Genomic DNA, 17,612 nt, shown 5'->3' with positions numbered 1-17,612 from the left:
CCGTCCCCGAGCCTAGGCGCGGCCACGGACACCGCCTCCCGGCTGCCGCAAGCACCCTGCCGTTCACCCGTCCGAGTGACCCAGGAAAAGGTTGCTGTGGGGATCCCACCGTTGTGCCGATGCCGGTTGAACGGGCCGGACAAGGCTCGGGCCACTGTCGTGGGAACGCTCCCCCGGTGCTGTCCGCTGGGCTACGTTCGACGCGACAGGCCTGGTCAGGCCGGTGACGCGAGGTCGGGGAGGTCGGGCGTTGGGCTGGATGCCGCGGTTGCTGGCGCACCGCGCCCGGGCGCAGAGCACCCTGCTGCTCGCGGTGCTCGCGGTGACGCTCGTCGCGACGACCCTGCTCGGCACGTTCGCGCTCCTGCTCTCGACCGGTGAGACACGGGCGCCCCAGGTCGCGCTCGACCGCGCTGCGGTGCAGGACACGACGATCGACCTGCGCGCGGTCGTCGGGCAGGAGTCGCCCGAGACGGTGACCGCCCGCGCGGCCGAAGCCCTCGAGACGCTGCTCGCCGACGTGCCGGCGCGCGTCGAGACGTGGACGTCGTCGCCCTGGCTGTTCGCCATGGGCGACGAGGCCGTAGCGCGCACGCGGATCGTCTACCTCGCCGACTACCCCGTCGTCCCCGAGCACGCGACGCTCGTCGACGGCGAGTGGCCGACCGGCAGCCAGGTCCCCGGCTCGTACGCGACCCCCGTCGCGGTCCCCGAGGCGGCCGCCGACGCCAACGGGTGGAAGGTCGGCACCGACCTCCGGCTGACCGGGACGGACGTCGGCGCCGACATCCCCGTCCGGGTCGTCGGCGTCTACCGGATCGACCCGCCCCGCGCCCTGTGGACGCGCGACGTGCTCGCCGGCCGCGTGCACGACCCCGACTACCCCGTGCCCAACACGTTCGGCTCCGTGACGACCGACGCGTGGGGCCCGTTCGTCGTCGCGCGCGACGCGGGCGCGGTCGTCCCCGGCGTGGTGCGCCACGTCGCGTACCCCGACCTCGACGCCGCGACCCCCGCGCAGCTCGACGCGCTGCGGGTGCGGCTGAGCACCGCACAGACCGACGCGTACGCGTCCGTCCCCGCCGCGACCGTCGACCTGTCCACGTCGCTCGACCGGACGCTCGACACGATCTCGGCGAGCCTCGGCGTGACCCGCGTCGGCGTCGTCGTGGTCGGCCTCCTGCTGCTCGTCGTCGCGGTGACCGTGCTGCTCATCGCGGCCCGGCTGCTCGCCGAGCGACGCACCGCCGAGCAGACGCTCCTGACGTCCCGCGGCGCGTCGGCACCGCAGCTCGTCGGCCTCGCGGCGCTCGAGGCGCTCGGCGTCGCGGCCGTCGCCGCGGCACTCGCGCCCTGGCTCGCGCACCTCGCCTACCGCGCGCTCGCGAGCGCACCGCTGCTGCGCGACGCCGGGCTCGCGGTCGACCCCGGCACCCCCGCGACGCTGTGGCTGACCTGCGCGGTCGCGGCCGCGCTGCTCGCCGCGGTGCTGCTCGCACCCTCGCTGCGCCGCCGCGTGTCGGCCGTCGACACCGAGCAGCAGGAGGTCCGCCAGGACCGTCGCCAGATGTTCGCGCGCTCGGGCGTCGACCTCGCGGTCGTCGTCGTCGCGGGTGTCGCGCTGTGGCAGCTCGCACGGCACGGCTCCGCGGTGCTCGACAGCTCGGGCGACGTCGACCCGCTCCTCGTCGCCGCGCCCGCGCTCGTGCTGCTCGCGGGCGGCGTGGTCGCCGGCCGCGTGCTCCCGCTCGTGGCGCGCGTCGGCGAGCTCGTGGCCGCGCGCTCGCGCGCGCTCGTCGCCCCGCTCGCCGCGTGGCAGGTCAGCCGTCGCCCGCACCGGGCCGGGGGCGCGGTGCTGCTCGTGACGCTCGCGGTCGCCACCGGCACGTTCGCCCAGGGCTGGCTCGCGACCTGGCACGTGTCGCAGCGCGAGCAGGCCGAGCTGGCCGTGGGCACCGACCTGCGCGTGCAGGACCTCGACGGCACGACGCTCGAGCAGTCCGCGCGGCTCGCGGGCGTCGACGACCTCGTCGTCGTCTCCCCCGTCGCGCGACGCCAGGCGCAGGTCGCGGTCGCCACGGGCGCGGCGACGCTCGCCACGGGCTCGCCGGCGACGCTCGTCGCGCTGGACACCCGCCACGCGGGCGACCTCCTGCGCGGTCGGCTCGACGAGGGGTGGGCCGCTGCGGCCGCGAGCCTGGCACCCACCACGGTCGTCACGGGCGCACCGGTGCCCGCCGACGCCCGGCAGCTCGCGCTCGACCTGCGTTTCTGGACGGGCCAGCCCGTCCTCGCGGGCCGGGTCACGGCGTCGCTCGTGCTCGCCGACGCGCGCGGCGCCCGCACGACCCTCGACGTCGGGACCTTCCCGCCCCAGTCGGCCCCGGGCATCGAGGACGTCAGCCCCCTGCCCGTCACGGTCGACCTGCCCGAGGGCCTCGGCGCGACGCACGTCGTCGGCGTGACGCTGCGCCTGAGCGCACCGTTCGCCTCGCTCGAGCTCGACGACCCCGACTCGTGGCAGATCGGCGTCGAGGGCGTTGTCTCCGACGTGCGTGCGCTCGACGCGGACGGCGGTGAGACGCCCGTGGACCTCGGCCGGGTGCGGTGGCGCACCGCGTCGCCGTCGACGTGGGACCCGATGATGCCCGGCACACGCCTGGGGGCGACGTGGGTCGACGCGGGCGCGCTGCACGTCACCGCGGTCACCGACATGGGGCTGATCACCATGGGGATGGGCGCGCTGTTCACCACCGCGTTCGACCGTGAGCCGATCGTGCACGCACTGGTCACCCCCGGCATGCTCGAGACGCTGTCCGCCACGCAGGACGACGTGCTGGCCGTGCAGGTCGACGGGATCGACGTGCAGCTGCGCGTCGACGGCGTCGTCCCGTACCTGCCGAGCCTGCCGACGGGCGACGGCGTGCTGGTGGACCGCGACGCGCTCACCCGCGCCACGCTCGTCACCGGCGCCCGGGACGCGCTCGTCGACGAGTGGTGGGCCCTGGTCGACGACGACGCCGCACCGGCTGCCGCGGACGCCGTCACGCAGGCGGGCGTGGGCGCCGCGACGACGCGCGTCGAGACCGCTCGCGAGGCGACGCGCGGCCCGCTGCACGTCGGCATCCCCGCGGCGCTGTGGAGCGTCACGCTCGCCGCCGTCGCGCTCGCCGTCACGGGCATCGCGCTCAGCGCGACCGTCGCGGTGCGCACGCGCCGCCTCGAGCTCGCGCGGCTGCAGGCGCTCGGCGCGTCTCGCGGTGCGCTGTCGCGCGCGGTGCTCGGCGAGTACTCGCTGCTCGGTGCGCTCGGCACCGCCGCCGGTCTCGCGGTGGGTGCGCTGCTCGTGCGCGTCGTCACGCCGCTCGTGACCGTCTCCGACGTCGGGCTCGCCCCCGTGCCCGCGGTCCTCGTGGAGTGGCCGTGGCCCGTGCTGGGCACGGTCGTGGCGGCGGTCGCGGCCGGGGCCACGCTCGCGGTCGTCGTCACCACGCGCGCCCTGCTGCGCCGCACGTCCGGTGCGCTCCTGCGACTGGGGGACGAGGGATGAACGCCACGACGAGGATCCGGACGGTCGGCGCCGCCGGCCCGCTCCTGGTGCGGCGCCGCGCCCGCACCGACGCCGGCCTGCTCGCGCTGACGGGGGCGCTCCTCGCGGCGCTCGTGCTGGTCGCGCTCCTCGCGCCGCGGCTCGTGACGAGCGTCGCCGACGCCGGTGCCCGCGACGCCGTCGAGCGCAGCCGCCCCGACACCGACGTGGTCGCGCGCGTCACCGGCGCCACCCCGCCGCTCGCCGGGGTCCGCCCCGACGACGCGGCCGAGGCCCTGCACCGCGACGCCGCGACCGTCGACGCGGGCATCCCCGCCGGCCTGCGGGCGGACCTCGCGGGACCGTCGCTGTCGACGACGACGTCCGCGTGGACCGCGACCGTGCCGGCCGGGACCGCGGTCGCGCGCGCGGGCTACGTCATCGCCTCCGACGGGCAAGACGCCGTGCGGTGGGTCTCCGGCCGCGCACCCGAGCTGCTCGCGGACGTGCAGCCCGCGGAGGAGCAGCCGCTCTCGACGCTCGAGCGCCGCGTCGAGGTGGGCGTCACCGCCGACGCGCTCGACGCCCTCGGGCTCGCGCTGGGCGACGAGGTGCGCGTGACCGGGGCGATGGTCACCCGGCTCACCGCGGTCGTCGTCGGCACGTACGAGGTCGTCGACCCGCAGGACCCGGTGTGGACCGCGCTGCCCGAGTTCGTCACCGCGACGCCCGCGCCCGCGTCGACGGGGTCGGTCGCGGCCGCCGGGCTGCTCGTGACCGACGCGTCCGTGCCGGACCTGCTCGTCGCGATGCAGCCGACCGCCGTGACGACCGACGTCCGGTTCGTCGCGCTGCCCGACCGCCTCACCGCCGCACGTGCGCGCACGCTCGCGGCGCAGGTCGTGGACCTGCGGGCCGACCCCGGCCCGCTGCAGCTGCGCGACGCGCGCACGCCCACGCTCGCGACGTCGCTCGACGACGTGCTGCTCGAGTACCGCGCGCGCCTCGCGGGGGCGACCGCGCAGGCGAGCGTGCTGCTGCTCGGCATCGTGTCGGTCGGGGCGCTGACGATCCTGCTCGCCGCCCGCCTTCTGGTGGAGCGCCGGTCCGCGACGCTCACGCTGGAGCGGGCGCGCGGCGCGTCGGTCGCATCCGTGGGCTGGCGGTCGCTGCTCGAGTCGGTGCCGCTCGCGGCGTCCGCGAGCGCGGTGGCCGTCGGTCTGCTCGTGCTGCTGCTGCCGCGCGTCGGCGGCTCGTGGTGGCCGGGTGCCGCCGTCGCCGCGGTCGGCGTGCTCGCGCCCGCGGTGCTGGCCGCCGCGCTCGTGCGCCGGTCCTGGACCGGGCGCCGGGTGCCCGCCAACCGCGCGGACCGCGACCGGCTCGCGTCGCGCCGCCGCACGCGTCGGCTCGTCGCGGAGCTCACGCTCCTGGCCGTCGCGGCCGGGGCGCTGCTGTCGGTGCGCTCGCGCGGTCTGCTGTCGAGCAGCGCCGGCGACGTCGACTGGCTGCTCGCCGCGACGCCCGTGCTGCTCGCCGGCGCCGCGACGGTGCTCGCCGCGCACGTCGTCCCGCCCGTGCTGCGCCGCCTGCGTGCCGTCGCGTCGCGCGGTCCCGCGCTCGCCGGACTGGTCGCGACCGCGCGCGCCGAGCGTGCGAGCCGCACGGCGATCCCCCTGCTGTCCGTCACCGTGGCCGTCGCGCTCGTCGTGTTCAGCGGCATCACGGTCACGACCGTGGACCGCGGGCAGGACCGCGCCGCCGACCTCCTGGTGGGGGGCGACGTGCGGATCGACGGGCCGGTGGACGACGCGGTGCTCGACGCGCTGCGCACGCAGGACGGCGTGACGAGCGTCGTCGGCTCGCGCACGTGGGTGAGCCGCACGTTCGGCGTCGGCTCGGGCGTGGACGTCACGCTGCTCGCGGTCGACGCGGAGCACTGGGCGCGGCTGCGGGCCGCGCAGGGCGCGGTGGTCGACGACGGGCTCGCCGGGTTGGGCGCCGACGCGCCAGGAGGCGTGCCCGCGCTCGTCTCGCCCGAGCTGCAGCGGATCGCCGAGGCCTTCGACCCGCAGGTGTGGACGACGGACGTGTTCGTGCCGGTCGACGTGCGCGGCACGACGAGCGTCCGCGTGGACGGCGCGCCCACGGTCGTCGTCGACCGCACGGCGCTGGCCGCCGGGCTCGGCGCGCCCGTCCCCGCGCAGACCACGTGGGTGCTCGGCCGGGGTGCCGACGAGGCCGTCGTCGCCGAGGCCGTCGCGGCGCTGCCCGAGGTGAGCGTGCTGAGCCGCGTCGAGTGGCTGGACACGTGGAACTCCTCCCCCCTGACCACCGGCCTGCGCACGCTGCTGCGCGTCGCGCAGGCCGCGCTCGCCGTGCTCGCGGTCGTCGCGCTCGTCCTCACCGTCGTCGCGACCGCGCGCGACCGGCGCCGCACGCTGCACGTGCTGCGGACGCTCGGCCTCGACGCGGGCACCGCGCGCCGCCTGTCCGCGGGCGAGGTCGCGCCGATCGCGGTGGCGGGACTGCTCGCGGGCTCCGCGATCGGCGTCGTCGTGCCGTGGCTCCTGACGAACGCGCTGGGCCTGTCCGCGCTCACGGGCGAGCCCGGCACGACGCGCGTGACCGTCACCTGGCTGCCGTTCGCGGTCGCGGTCGGGGCGCTCGCCGCGGGCCTCGCGGTCGCGGTCGAGGTCGAGGCACGCACACGGCGGGACGACGACCTGGCCCTCGGCATCCGCGAGGCGGAACGATGACGACGACGAAGGAGGCGCGATGACGACGACGCTCGACCGGCTCACCCAGGAGGCCGGCGCTCCCGCGTTCGGCCAGGACGCGCTCATCGTGTGCGACTCCCTGGTGCGCATCTACCAGTCCGAGGGCATCGAGGTGCAGGCGCTGCAGGGCCTCGACCTGCTCGTCGAGCCCGGCGAGCTCGTCGCGATCGTCGGCGCGTCCGGCTCCGGCAAGTCGACGCTGCTCGCGGTCCTGTCGGGCCTCGACGTGCCGACCGCCGGGCGCGTGCGGGTGGGCGACTGGGACCTCATGGCCATGACGTCCGCGCAGCGCGTCGCGTACCGGCGCGAGATGGTCGGGTTCGTGTGGCAGCAGACGGCCCGCAACCTCGTGCCGTACCTGACCGCGACCGAGAACGTCACGATGCCGCTCGCGCTCGCGGGGCGCGGCCGCCGTGAACGCGAGGCGCGTGCCGCCGAGCTGCTCGACCTGCTCGGCGTGGGCTACTGCGCGGACCGGCGTCCGGGCCAGCTGTCGGGCGGTGAGCAGCAGCGCGTCGCGATCGGCGTCGCGCTCGCCACGTCGCCGCAGGTCGTGTTCGCCGACGAGCCGACCGGCGAGCTGGACTCCGCGACGTCCGACCAGGTGCTCGAGTGCCTGCGGCTCGTCAACCGCGAGCTCGGCACGACGGTCGTCGTCGTGACGCACGACCCGGGCGTGAGCGAGCACGTGCAGCGCACGGTCGCGATCCGCGACGGGCGCACGTCGTCGGAGACCGTGCGCCGCACGCACCTGCGCGACGACGGGACCGAGCACGTGGTGGCCGAGGAGTTCGCGGTGCTCGACCGCGCCGGACGCGTGCAGCTGCCCGCGGAGTACCGCGAGGCGCTCGAGCTCTCGGGGCGCGTGCGGCTCGCGCTCGAGGCGTCGCACGTCTCGGTGTGGCCGGACCGGCCGCGCGTGGTGCCGTCGGGCACCGGCACGGGCGTCGCATCCGGCACGGACGTCGCATCGGGCACGGGCGTCGCATCCGGCACAGGGGTCGCATCCGGCACAGGGGTCGCATCCGGCACGGACGAGGGAGGTGCGCGATGAGCGTCGAGACAGCGCAGCAGGGCCGGCACGTCGCGACCACGGCGGAGCCGATGGTGCTCGTCGAGCACGTGTCGCGCACGTACGGCACGGGCGACGCGGCGGTGCACGCGCTGCGCGACGTGTCGCTCTCGATCGCGCCGGGCGAGCTCGTCGTGCTCGTCGGACGGTCCGGCTCGGGCAAGACGACGCTGCTCAACGTCGTCGGCGGGCTCGACCGTCCCGACGAGGGCCGCGTGGTCGTCGACGGCCAGGAGGTGTCCCGGCTCGGCGAGCGCGGGCTCGTGGCGCTGCGCCGCGACGTGGTGTCGTTCGTGTTCCAGACGTTCGGCCTGGTGCCCGTGCTCTCGGCGGCCGAGAACGTCGGCGTGCCGCTGCGGCTGCGCAAGATCCCGCCGAAGGCGCGCGACGAGCGCGTGGCGCTGCTGCTCGACCTCGTCGGGCTCGGCGGGCACGCGAACCAGCGCCCCGGCGAGCTGTCGGGTGGTCAGCAGCAGCGCGTCGCGATCGCGCGTGCCTTGGCGAACTCGCCGCGCCTGCTCGTCGCCGACGAGCCCACCGGCCAGCTCGACTCCGCGACGGGTGTCGCGATCATGGGCCTGCTGCGCGCGGTCGTCGAGCACGAGCGCACCACCGCTCTCGTCGCGACGCACGACCCGGTCATGATGTCGCTGGCCGACCGGGTCGTGCGCCTGCAGGACGGGGTGCTCACCGAGGGGTGAGCCCGGTGCTCAGACCTCGATGCCCTCGAGCAGCTCGGTGACGAGCGCCGCGACGGGCGACCGCTCGGACCGGGTGAGCGTCACGTGCGCGAACAGCGGGTGGCCCTTGAGCGCCTCGATGACCGCCGCGACGCCGTCGTGCCGCCCGACGCGCAGGTTGTCGCGCTGCGCGACGTCGTGCGTGAGGACCACGCGCGAGCTCTGCCCGATGCGGGACAGCACGGTGAGCAGCACGTTGCGCTCGAGGGACTGCGCCTCGTCGACGATCACGAACGCGTCGTGCAGCGACCGGCCGCGGATGTGCGTGAGCGGCAGGACCTCGAGCAGGTCGCGGTCCATGACCTCCTCGACGACCTCGCGCGAGACGAGCGCGCCGAGCGTGTCGAACACGGCCTGCGCCCAGGGGTTCATCTTCTCGGCCTCGGACCCCGGCAGGTAGCCGAGCTCCTGGCCGCCGACCGCGTACAGCGGGCGGAACACCATGACCTTGCGGTGCTGGCGGCGCTCGAGCACGGCCTCGAGGCCCGCGCACAGGGCGAGCGCGGACTTGCCGGTCCCCGCGCGGCCGCCGAGCGACACGATGCCGATCTCCTCGTCGAGCAGCAGGTCGATCGCGATGCGCTGCTCGGCCGAGCGACCGTGCACGCCGAACACGTCCCGGTCGCCGCGCACGAGCGCGACGTGCTTGTCCGCCGTGACGCGCCCGAGCGCCGAGCCGCGCGGCGAGTGCAGCACGAGCCCGGTGTGGCACGGCAGGTCGGTGGGGTTGCCCGCGCCGGGCCCGGGTTCCGACGAGGTGCTGACGACGTCCGCGAGCGGGATGGACTCGTGCTCCCACAGCTGCGACATCTGCTGCTCGGTCAGGTCGAGCGCGTCCATGCCGGTCCAGCCGGACTCGACCGCGAGCTCGTGGCGGTACTCCTCGGCGCGCAGCCCCACCGCGGACGCCTTGACGCGCATCGGCAGGTCCTTGGAGACGACGGTGACGTCCCGGCCCTCCGCGGCGAGGTTCGCGGCGACCGCGAGGATGCGCGTGTCGTTGTCGCCGAGCCGGAAGCCCGCGGGCAGGACCGAGGGGTCGGTGTGGTTGAGCTCGACGCGCAGCGTGCCGCCCTGGTCGCCGATGGGCAGGGGCTCGTCGAGCCGGCCGTGCTGGATGCGCAGGTCGTCGAGCAGGCGCAGCGCGGATCGGGCGAAGTACCCGAGCTCGGCGTGGTGCCGCTTGGCCTCGAGCTCGGTGACGACGACGACCGGCAGGACCACGTCGTGCTCCGCGAAGCGGTAGATCGCTCTCGGGTCGGACAGCAGCACGGACGTGTCGAGGACGTGGGTGCGGCGGGCGTCGTCCTGCCCGTCCTCAGGTCCGGTGGGGCCCTGCTGAGCTGCGCTGCTGACCACGGCGTGCTCCCTCCGGCGCTACGTGCGCCGCAGAAGGCGTCGCGCTCCGGTGTCCCGCACGCGGTGGTGCGGGGGCCGGCTCGCGGCGGCGGGACGGGGGCGGTCCGACCCTGCGAAGGGCCGGGTCCGGCCCTCCTCCCGGAGCAGCTGCTCCATGGGCTAGGCCTCCCGGGGACGCCGGGGCGACGTCCTTGTCGCGACGCTAACCCCGCACGCACGGCGCAGCGGGCTCGGACACGCGCCGACGCGCCGTCCGAAACACGAAGTTCACCTGACGCTCGTCGGACGTCCACCCGGCCGGGTGACCCCCACGCGGGACGTGCCGGGACGCGGGGTTCCCGGGGCAACCGCGAGCGCGTGCGTCAACGCCCGAGCCGACGTTCCCGGACGGCGTAGTCGCGCACGGCCCGCAGGAAGTCGACGCGCCGGAAGTCCGGCCAGTACGCCTCGCAGAAGTAGAACTCCGAGTGCGCGGACTGCCACAGCAGGAACCCGCCGAGCCGCTGCTCGCCCGACGTGCGGATCACGAGGTCCGGGTCCGGCTGGCCCTTGGTGTACAGGTGCGCGGCGATGTGCTCGACGTCGAAGGACTCGGCCATGTCGTCGAGCCCGAGGCCCTGGTCGGCCGCGTCGCGCAGGTACGCGCGCACCGCGTCCGCGATCTCGCGGCGGCCGCCGTAGCCGACGGCGACGTTGACGTGCAGCCCGACGACGTCGCGCGTCGCGTCCTCGGCGTCGCGCAGCGCCTTCGCGGTGTGCTCGGGCAGCAGCTCGAGCGAGCCGACGGCCTGGACGCGCCAGCGGCGGGTCGCGGCGAGCTCGCGCACGGCGTCGTCGATCACGACGAGCAGGCCCTCGAGCTCGTCGGCGGGGCGGTTGAGGTTGTCGGTGGACAGCATCCACAGCGTGACGACCTCGACGCCGACGTCCTCGCTCCAGGCGAGCACCTCGCTGATCTTGTCCGCGCCGGCGCGGTACCCGCCGTGCGTGGACTTGCCGGTGGACCGGGCCCAGCGGCGGTTGCCGTCGAGGATCACCCCGATGTGCCGCGGCATCCGGTCCGAGGGCAGCGACGCTGCCAGGCGGCGCTCGTACAGCCCGTACAACGGATGGGGCAGACGCACGCGCTCTCCTGTTGCGATCGGTACACGTGGGCCCGGGGCCCGGCGGGTGCGGCGTGGGTGGTGCCGGCGCGGTCCACCGTACTCGTCCGGACACGTGCGTGAGGCAGGATCGCCCGTGCAGCACGTGTGGTCGACACGCAACCTACGGTGCCGTAACCTACGGTGTCGTAGGTTCCCGGACGACGAACGTGAGGCAGCATGGCCAGCACCCCCGCCACGAACGGCGACGGTCCCCGGCACGAGGAGACGACCTCGGGCGTCTCCCGCGCCGTCGAGCAGGTGGCCGCCACGGTCAAGCCCCTGCTGCGGGGCTGGATCCACGCGGGCGTCGCACCGTTCGTCCTGGCCGCGTCGATCGTGCTCGTCGTGCTGTCCCCCACGCCCGCCGCCAAATGGTCCACCGCGGTGTTCGGCCTGTCCGCGGTCATGCTGTTCGGCACCAGCGCGATCTACCACCGCGGCACGTGGTCACCGCGCGTCGCGGCCGTGCTGCGCCGCCTCGACCACACCAACATCTTCCTCATCATCGCCGGCACCTACACGCCCCTGTGCGTGCTGCTGCTGCCCGCGACCACCGCGCGCAACCTGCTCATCGCGGTCTGGGCCGGCGCGCTCGTCGGGCTGCTCGCCCGCATCTTCTGGCTGGGCGCCCCGCGCTGGGTCTACGTGCCGATCTACGTGATCCTCGGCTGGGTCGCGGTCGCGTTCCTGCCGCAGTTCTACCGCGAGGGCGGCCCGGCGATCCTGTGGCTCGTCATCGCCGGCGGCCTCGCGTACACCGTCGGCGCGGTCGTGTACGGCACCAAGCGCCCCAACCCCAGCCCGCGGTACTTCGGCTTCCACGAGATCTTCCACGCGCTCACCGTCGTCGGGTACACGTGCCACTACATCGCGGTGTCGATCGCGAGCTACTCGCTGCGCTGACGCTCGGGACCCCCCAGTCCCGCTCAGTCCCGCTCAGGCCCGCTCAGGCCCGCTCAGGCCTGCTCGGGGACCTCGGCCGGGACGACGGCGTACCGCCGGTTGGCGAGCGACGGGTTCCTCTCCCGCACGCCGCGCAGCTCGGCCGGGTCGAGGTCCACCGTGCGGATCGCGGGCGCGTCGTCCATCTCGAGAGCCACCACGCCGTCCGGGCCGACGACGAGCGAGCGCCCGACCACGCCCTTGCCCGCCATTCCGACCGCGACGACCGCAGCCGTGTTCTCGATCGCGCGCGCCGTCGCGAGCGTGCGCCAGTGCATCGCCTTGAGCGCGCCGTCCGCCCACGCGGCCGGGACGACGAGCACCTCGGCGCCCGCGTCGACCACGCGACGCGCCGACTCCGGGAACCGCAGGTCGTAGCACGTCAGCACGCCGAACCGGACGCCGGCGACGTCGAGCACGAGCGGCGGCGCGTCGGCCGGGCCCGGCCGCAGCCGGTCGGACTCGCGGCTGCCGAACGCGTCGTACAGGTGCACCTTGCGGTAGGCCCCGACGAGCGCGCCCGTGCCGTCGACCGCGACCACGACGTTGGTCGCCCGCGCGTCGGTCTCGTCACCCGGCACCGTGACGCCCGCGAGCACCGCGACCCCCGTCGCGGCCGCCCGCTCGCGCAGCGCGGTGACGTACGGGCCGTCGAGCGGCTGCGCGTGCTCCGCCCCGACCCCCTGCGCGTCGAACGCGGACGCGTACTCGGGCAGCACCAGCAGGTCCGCGTGCACGCGCTCCGCCTGCGCGAACGCGTCGCGCGCGACCACGACGTTCGCCGCCGCGTCCGCGGACGCCGCGACCTGCGCGAGCGTCACGCGCACAACGGGACGCTGCGGCGGCGCAGGACGATCGCTCACGCGGCACCGCCCGGACGCGCGTCACCGTCGCGCGCGTCACCGTCGCGCGCAGCACCCTCGCGCGCATCGCTCTCCGACGACCGACCCGCCTCCTGCGCGGCGGCCTCGTCGGCCTCGAGCTGCTTGGCGCGGCGGTCCACCACGCGCAGGTGGCGCGTGAGCGACAGGAACAGCAGCACCGCGACCGCGGCGAGCCCGAACGTGAACACGAAGCCGAGGAACCCCGGCGAGCCGCCCGAGCTCGCCGCGACCGTCGGGCTCGGGCTCGGCACCGGCGTGGCCGCCAGGACCAGGGCGAGCGCGTTCATCGGCTCACCTCCGTCGCCTCGTCGGACGCCTCCAGCGCGCCGAGCGGCTGCACCGCGACCCCCGCGAACAGGTCGTGCTCCGGGAGCGTCACCGGCACACGCGACTCCGCGAGCTCGTACTCCTCGGTGGTCCAGTGCGCGAGCTCGACCTCGCGCGGCACCGCGAAGAAGAAGCCCTCGGGGTCGATCTGCGTCGCGTGCGCCCGCAGCGCCGCGTCCCGCCGGTCGAAGTACGCGGCGCACTCGATGCGCGTCGTCACCTCGCGCTCGGGGATCTCGCGCGCCTGACGCGACTCGATCCAGTCCCCGAACGGCGACTCGGCCCCCGCCTCGAGGATCGCCTCGTGCATCGCGCGCAGGCGGGCCAGCGAGAAGCCGTGGTTGTAGTAGAGCTTCAGCGGCGTCCACGGCTCACCGTGGCCCCGGTAGCGCTCCGGGTCGCCCGCCGCGGCGAACGCCTCGGCCGCGACACGGTGGCACATCACGTGGTCGGGGTGCGGGTAGCCGCCCGTCGGGTCGTACGTCGTCATGACGTGCGGCCGGAACTCCCGCACGGCCTCGACCAGGGGCGCGCTCGCCTCCTCCAGACCGAGCAGGCCGAAGCAGCCCTCCGGCAGCGGTGGGAGCGGGTCGCCCTCGGGCAGGCCGGAGTCGACGAAGCCGAGCCAGCGCTGCTGCACCCCGAGCGCCGCGGCGGCGGCGGCCATCTCGTGCCGGCGCACCTCGCGCATGCCCTCGATGCCCTCGGGCGCGGGGCCGTACCTCTCGTTGAGCACGTCGCCGCGCTCGCCGCCGGTGCACGTCACGACGAGCACCTCGACGCCCTCCGCGGCGTACCGTGCGGTCGTCGCGGCGCCCTTGCTGGACTCGTCGTCCGGGTGGGCGTGCACCGCCATGAGACGCAAGGGCTCGCCGGCGGCGTCCGTGCGGCGCACGAACGTCCCCGCGGGAGCGCTCGGGACTGAGGTGTCGGTCACGTTCTGGGGGCGCCGTGGTTCGGCGGGCAGCTCGGGCACGGGACAATGATCGCGCACGGCACCCACGAACCCGGAACCCCGGTCCGCAGACACCAGCAGATGGACAGCGGACCCGTCAGACGACCACCGGCCGACCACCGGCCGACCGACCGACCGGCCGACCACCAGCCGACCAACCAGCCGACCAACCAGCCGACCAACGAGGAGGCACCCCCGTGGCCAGCACGCCCGCCGCGAGCCCCACGCCGCCCGCGGGACGCTACGGCGACGACCCGGACGAGCGCTCGCGCGTCCCGTGGCTCGTCACGGTCGTGCTCGCCGCCCTCGTCGGGGCGGTCGTCGTGGGCTGGCTCGGCATCAGCGCGCTGCGCGACCCGGTGCAGTGGAAGACCATCGGGTTCGCGGTGCACGGTGCCGACACCGTCGACCTCACGTTCGAGGTCACGAAGGACCCCGAGAGCACCGCGTCGTGCCGCGTGCGCGCGCTGTCGCAGTCGTACGCCGAGGTCGGGGTCAAGGACGTGCACATCGGCCCGGGCGCGCGCACGCAGCGCGTCACGGTCGTCATCCCCACCGCGGAGCTCGCGGTCAGCGCGACCGTGCAGTCGTGCGACCCCGTCGAGGACACGCCGGGCGCCCCCTGACGGGTCGCTTGCTATCCTGGGCGTTTCGCACGCCGCCCCACGGTCGTCGCGCACGGCCAGCCCCCGAGGTCCGGCCCGGCACGAGGACCCGGACCAGACGGTCGACGCGACCGGAAGGAACGGCGACACCCCGCCCCGGACACCGCCCGGTGACGCCTGCGGCCTCGAGCCGTGGCGTCACAGGGATCGGAACGGGACGCACCAGGAAGCAGGAAGGAGCGATCGTGACCGACACGACTGCGGCCACTTGGCTGACGCAGGAGGCCTACGACCGCCTGAGCGCCGAGCTCGAGGACCTCAAGGGCCCCCGCCGCGACGAGATCACGCAGCGCATCGCCGCGGCGCGTGACGAGGGCGACCTCAAGGAGAACGGCGGGTACCACGCCGCCCGCGAGGAGCAGGCGAAGAACGAGGCCCGCATCCGCGAGCTCGAGGCGAAGCTCCGCACCGTGCAGATCGGCACGCCGCCGGACGACGGCGTCGTCGAGCCGGGCATGGTCGTGACGGCCGTCGTCGCGGGCGACGAGGAGGTCTTCCTCCTGGGCTCGCGCGAGATGGCCGGCACTACGGGCATCCAGGTCTTCTCCCCCACCTCGCCGCTCGGCGCGTCGATCAACGGCAAGTCCGTGGGAGACACGACGAGCTACGCCGCCCCGAACGGGCGCGAGATCGAGGTGACGATCGTCGCCGCGAAGCCCTTCGAGGGCTGAGCGGGCACGAGAAGGGCGCGTCCGCGGGTCACCACCGGGGGACGCGCCCTTCGTCGTCCCTGCCCGTCAGTCCGTGAGGCGGTAGCCCGCCGCGCGCAGCGCGTGCTGCACCGCCGCGCAGTGCTCGGGGCCCTTCGTCTCGACCTGCACCTCGACCGCGACCTCGTCGACGGCGAGCTCGGTCTGCGTGCGCACGTGCGACACGTGCATGACGTTCGCACCGGTCGCCGCCAGGTCGTTGAGCAGCCGCGCGAGCGAGCCCGGGCGGTCGTCGATCCGCACGTGCAGCCACAGGAACCGGCCCGCGGACGCGAGCCCGTGCCGCACGACGCGCAGCAGCACCTGCGGGTCGATGTTGCCGCCCGACAGGATCGCGACGACCGGTCCCTGCAGGTCGCCGGGAGGCGCGGCCATGAGCGCCGCGACCGCCGCCGCACCCGACGGCTCGACGAGCAGCTTCGCGCGCTCCGCGACGAGCAGCAGCGCGCGGGACAGGTCCTCCTCGGAGACCGTGCGGACCTCGGTCCCGGCGCGGGAGAGCACGTCGAACGGCACGTCACCGGGCAGCCCGACCGCGATGCCGTCCGCCATGGTGCGCAGCTCGGGCGCCTTCGTCGGGACGCCCGCCGCGAGGGACGCCGGGTAGGCCGCGGCGTGCGCCGCCTGCACGCCGACGACCCGCACGTCGGGCCGCAGCTCGGCGAGCGTCGCGACGACGCCCGCCGCGAGCCCGCCGCCGCCGACGGGCACGACGACCGTCGCGACGTCCGGGACCTGCTCGACGATCTCGAGCGCGATGGTCCCCTGGCCGACGACCACGTCGCGGTGGTCGAACGGGTGGATGAGCACGGCGCCGGTGACGCGCGCGTGCTCGCGCGCGTGCACGAGCGCCTCGTCGACGCTGGAACCGACGAGCTCGACGCGCGCACCGTACTCGCGCGTCGCGGCGATCTTCGGCAGCGCGGCGTCGGTCGGCATGAACACCACGGCGTCGATGCCCAGGAGCCGCGCGGCGAGCGCGACACCCTGCGCGTGGTTCCCGGCGGACGCCGCGACCACGCCGCGCCGCCGCTCGTCGTCGGACAGGCCCGCCATCCGCACGTACGCCCCGCGGATCTTGAACGACCCGGCGCGCTGCAGGTTCTCGCACTTGAGCAGCACGGGCGTGCCCACGAGCTCGGACAGCGCGCGGCTCGACTCGACCGGGGTGCGCTCGGCGACCCCCTCGAGCAGCGCGGCCGCGCGCCGGACGTCCTCGAGCCAGGTCATCGCGCGTCGCCCCCGGCGTCGTCCAGGTCGGTCGCGGCACCCTCGTCGGCCCCCACCGCGGGCTCGCCGCCGAGCGCCTCGGTCTCCGCGAGCTGCGCCACGGCACGGTCGATCGCGGGGTGACCGACCGGTCGGAGGGCCACGTGGTCGTCGTGCCCGAGCTGCGGGAACTTGTCGTGCCCGTGCAGGTACAGCACCACGGTGTTGAGCACCGCGACGATCGGCACCGCGAACAGCGCACCGAGGATGCCCGCCATGAACGAGCCCGCGGCCACCGCGAGCAGCACCGCGACGGGGTGCAGCGACACGGCGTGCCCCATGAGGAACGGCTGCAGGACGTGCCCTTCGAGCTGCTGCACGCCGAGCACGATCGCGAGCATGATCAGCGCGACCACCGGGCCCTGCGTGACGAGCGCCACGAGCACGGCGATCGAACCCGTGACCACCGCACCGACGATGGGCACGAACGAGCCGAGGAACACGAGGATCGCGAGCGGGAACGCGAGCGGCAGCTGCAGGATCGCCGCACCGATCCCGATGCCGACCGCGTCGACCGCCGCGACCAGGATCTGCGTGCGCGTGTAGGCGCCGAGCGTCACGACCCCGCGCCGACCCGCCTGGTGCACGTGCTCGCGCGTGCCGCGCGGCAGCAGCCCGACGAGCCACGACCAGATCTGCCGGCCGTCGTGCAGGAAGAAGAACGTGCAGAACAGCGTGATGACCGCGCCCGCGAGCACGTGCCCGATGGTCACGGTCGCGTGCAGCGCACCCGCGACGAGGGTCTCGCTGTTGTCCGCCGCGGCCTGGCGCGCCTGCTCGACCCAGCCCTCGAGGTTCTCGGTCGACAGCTGCAGCGGACCGGTCGCGAGCCAGTCGAGCAGCGTGTCGACGCCCTCCTGCGCCTGCTCCCACAGCTCCGCGATCCCGAGCACCACCGAGCGCCCGGCGAGCACCAGCAGCCCGAGCACCACCACGACGAGGACGGCGACCGACACCCCTGCCGCGGCCGCGCGGCCCATCCGCGCACGCCGCTGCAGCCACGTGCTCAGCGGCTGCAGCAGCACCGTGAGCAGCAGCGCCACCGCGACGGGCACGACGACGAGCTTGAGGTACGCGATCGCGGCGACTCCCACCGCGAGCGCGGCGGCGATCAGCAGCAGCCGCCAGGACCACGCGGCGGCACGCTGCACGGACATCGGGACGGCGTCGGCGGCGCGCGGCGCCGCGGGCCCAGGAGCGTTGACCGGTGCGTTCACCGCCCCAGGCTACGGTCGCAC

At 75.4% G+C, this 17,612-nt stretch carries 14 protein-coding genes; 7 read left to right on the top strand and 7 right to left on the bottom strand.

All coding sequences use genetic code 11. The features are described from left to right. Positions 1-259: 259 nt before the first annotated feature. From F1D97_RS07085 to F1D97_RS07070, 4 genes are read left to right on the top strand one after another with little or no spacing between them, the layout of a single operon-like run. On the top strand, positions 260-3,550 hold the full coding sequence (locus F1D97_RS07085; RefSeq protein WP_236123150.1) for an FtsX-like permease family protein: 3,291 nt from the start codon (positions 260-262) through the stop codon (positions 3,548-3,550). Then, positions 3,547-6,285 (top strand): FtsX-like permease family protein, encoded by a 2,739-nt coding sequence (locus F1D97_RS07080; RefSeq protein ID WP_236123149.1) that lies wholly within the window; start codon positions 3,547-3,549, stop codon positions 6,283-6,285. Before F1D97_RS07085 ends, F1D97_RS07080 begins: the two co-directional genes overlap by 4 nt. 19 nt (positions 6,286-6,304) lie before the next feature. Beyond that, on the top strand, positions 6,305-7,360 hold the full coding sequence (locus tag F1D97_RS07075; protein WP_236123148.1) for an ABC transporter ATP-binding protein: 1,056 nt from the start codon (positions 6,305-6,307) through the stop codon (positions 7,358-7,360). Then, on the top strand, positions 7,357-8,079 hold the full coding sequence (locus F1D97_RS07070; protein WP_236123147.1) for an ABC transporter ATP-binding protein: 723 nt from the start codon (positions 7,357-7,359) through the stop codon (positions 8,077-8,079). The genes F1D97_RS07075 and F1D97_RS07070 overlap by 4 nt, the downstream gene beginning before the upstream one ends. A gap of 9 nt (positions 8,080-8,088) precedes the next feature. Here F1D97_RS07070 and F1D97_RS07065 read toward each other — a convergent pair whose 3' ends face one another. Next, positions 8,089-9,477, bottom strand: a complete 1,389-nt coding sequence (locus F1D97_RS07065; RefSeq protein ID WP_236123146.1) for a PhoH family protein — start codon at positions 9,475-9,477, stop codon at positions 8,089-8,091. A 362-nt stretch (positions 9,478-9,839) separates the two neighbouring features. Then, positions 9,840-10,601, bottom strand: a complete 762-nt coding sequence (locus F1D97_RS07060; RefSeq protein WP_236123145.1) for an isoprenyl transferase — start codon at positions 10,599-10,601, stop codon at positions 9,840-9,842. A gap of 198 nt (positions 10,602-10,799) precedes the next feature. On the opposite strand from F1D97_RS07060, the gene trhA reads away from it, so the two are divergent. Beyond that, positions 10,800-11,525 (top strand): PAQR family membrane homeostasis protein TrhA, encoded by a 726-nt coding sequence (trhA, locus tag F1D97_RS07055; protein ID WP_236123144.1) that lies wholly within the window; start codon positions 10,800-10,802, stop codon positions 11,523-11,525. A gap of 53 nt (positions 11,526-11,578) precedes the next feature. Here the strand turns inward: trhA and F1D97_RS07050 are convergent, their stop codons facing one another. The 3 genes from F1D97_RS07050 to mca are packed head-to-tail and all read right to left on the bottom strand — an operon-like array spanning position 11,579 to position 13,631. Then, on the bottom strand, positions 11,579-12,385 hold the full coding sequence (locus F1D97_RS07050) for a carbon-nitrogen hydrolase family protein (RefSeq protein ID WP_317618969.1): 807 nt from the start codon (positions 12,383-12,385) through the stop codon (positions 11,579-11,581). A 38-nt stretch (positions 12,386-12,423) separates the two neighbouring features. Continuing rightward, positions 12,424-12,735, bottom strand: coding sequence for a hypothetical protein (locus tag F1D97_RS07045; RefSeq protein WP_236123143.1), 312 nt, complete (start codon positions 12,733-12,735; stop codon positions 12,424-12,426). After that, complete coding sequence (gene mca, locus F1D97_RS07040) at positions 12,732-13,631, bottom strand: mycothiol conjugate amidase Mca (protein ID WP_236123514.1); 900 nt, start codon at positions 13,629-13,631, stop codon at positions 12,732-12,734. The genes F1D97_RS07045 and mca overlap by 4 nt, the downstream gene beginning before the upstream one ends. 296 nt (positions 13,632-13,927) lie before the next feature. Here mca and F1D97_RS07035 point away from each other — a divergent pair, with 296 nt between their 5' ends. Both F1D97_RS07035 and greA read left to right on the top strand, forming a co-directional pair. Then, the gene (locus tag F1D97_RS07035; protein ID WP_236123142.1) at positions 13,928-14,356 is read left to right on the top strand and encodes a DUF4307 domain-containing protein; all 429 of its coding nucleotides are present in this window, start codon (positions 13,928-13,930) and stop codon (positions 14,354-14,356) included. A gap of 224 nt (positions 14,357-14,580) precedes the next feature. Further along, positions 14,581-15,066 carry a transcription elongation factor GreA gene (gene greA, locus F1D97_RS07030; RefSeq protein WP_236123141.1) on the top strand — a complete coding sequence of 162 codons (486 nt, stop codon included), beginning with the start codon at positions 14,581-14,583 and terminating at the stop codon, positions 15,064-15,066. A gap of 66 nt (positions 15,067-15,132) precedes the next feature. Here greA and ilvA read toward each other — a convergent pair whose 3' ends face one another. Further along, a complete protein-coding gene (gene ilvA, locus F1D97_RS07025; protein WP_236123140.1) occupies positions 15,133-16,335 on the bottom strand; it encodes a threonine ammonia-lyase in 1,203 nt (400 codons plus the stop codon). After that, complete coding sequence (locus F1D97_RS07020) at positions 16,332-17,531, bottom strand: AI-2E family transporter (RefSeq protein WP_236123513.1); 1,200 nt, start codon at positions 17,529-17,531, stop codon at positions 16,332-16,334. The genes ilvA and F1D97_RS07020 overlap by 4 nt, the downstream gene beginning before the upstream one ends. Between the last annotated feature and the right edge of the window lie 81 nt (positions 17,532-17,612).

This window comes from Cellulomonas palmilytica, from assembly GCF_021590045.1.
Lineage (GTDB): Bacteria > Actinomycetota > Actinomycetes > Actinomycetales > Cellulomonadaceae > Cellulomonas > Cellulomonas palmilytica.
The sequence above is the reverse complement of the archived record's forward strand: the minus strand, read 5'-3'. Positions and strand labels throughout refer to the sequence as shown.

Bases quoted from the DNA above. Each gene is read 5' to 3' on its own strand.
- F1D97_RS07085 (WP_236123150.1), top strand. From the start codon at position 260: ATGCCGCGGTTGCTGGCGCACCGCGCCCGGGCGCAGAGCACCCTGCTG.
- F1D97_RS07020 (WP_236123513.1), bottom strand. From the start codon at position 17,531: ATGTCCGTGCAGCGTGCCGCCGCGTGGTCCTGGCGGCTGCTGCTGATC.
- mca (WP_236123514.1), bottom strand. From the start codon at position 13,631: ATGGCGGTGCACGCCCACCCGGACGACGAGTCCAGCAAGGGCGCCGCG.
- F1D97_RS07080 (WP_236123149.1), top strand. From the start codon at position 3,547: ATGAACGCCACGACGAGGATCCGGACGGTCGGCGCCGCCGGCCCGCTC.
- F1D97_RS07075 (WP_236123148.1), top strand. From the start codon at position 6,305: ATGACGACGACGCTCGACCGGCTCACCCAGGAGGCCGGCGCTCCCGCG.
- ilvA (WP_236123140.1), bottom strand. From the start codon at position 16,335: ATGACCTGGCTCGAGGACGTCCGGCGCGCGGCCGCGCTGCTCGAGGGG.
- trhA (WP_236123144.1), top strand. From the start codon at position 10,800: ATGGCCAGCACCCCCGCCACGAACGGCGACGGTCCCCGGCACGAGGAG.
- F1D97_RS07045 (WP_236123143.1), bottom strand. From the start codon at position 12,735: ATGAACGCGCTCGCCCTGGTCCTGGCGGCCACGCCGGTGCCGAGCCCG.
- F1D97_RS07070 (WP_236123147.1), top strand. From the start codon at position 7,357: ATGAGCGTCGAGACAGCGCAGCAGGGCCGGCACGTCGCGACCACGGCG.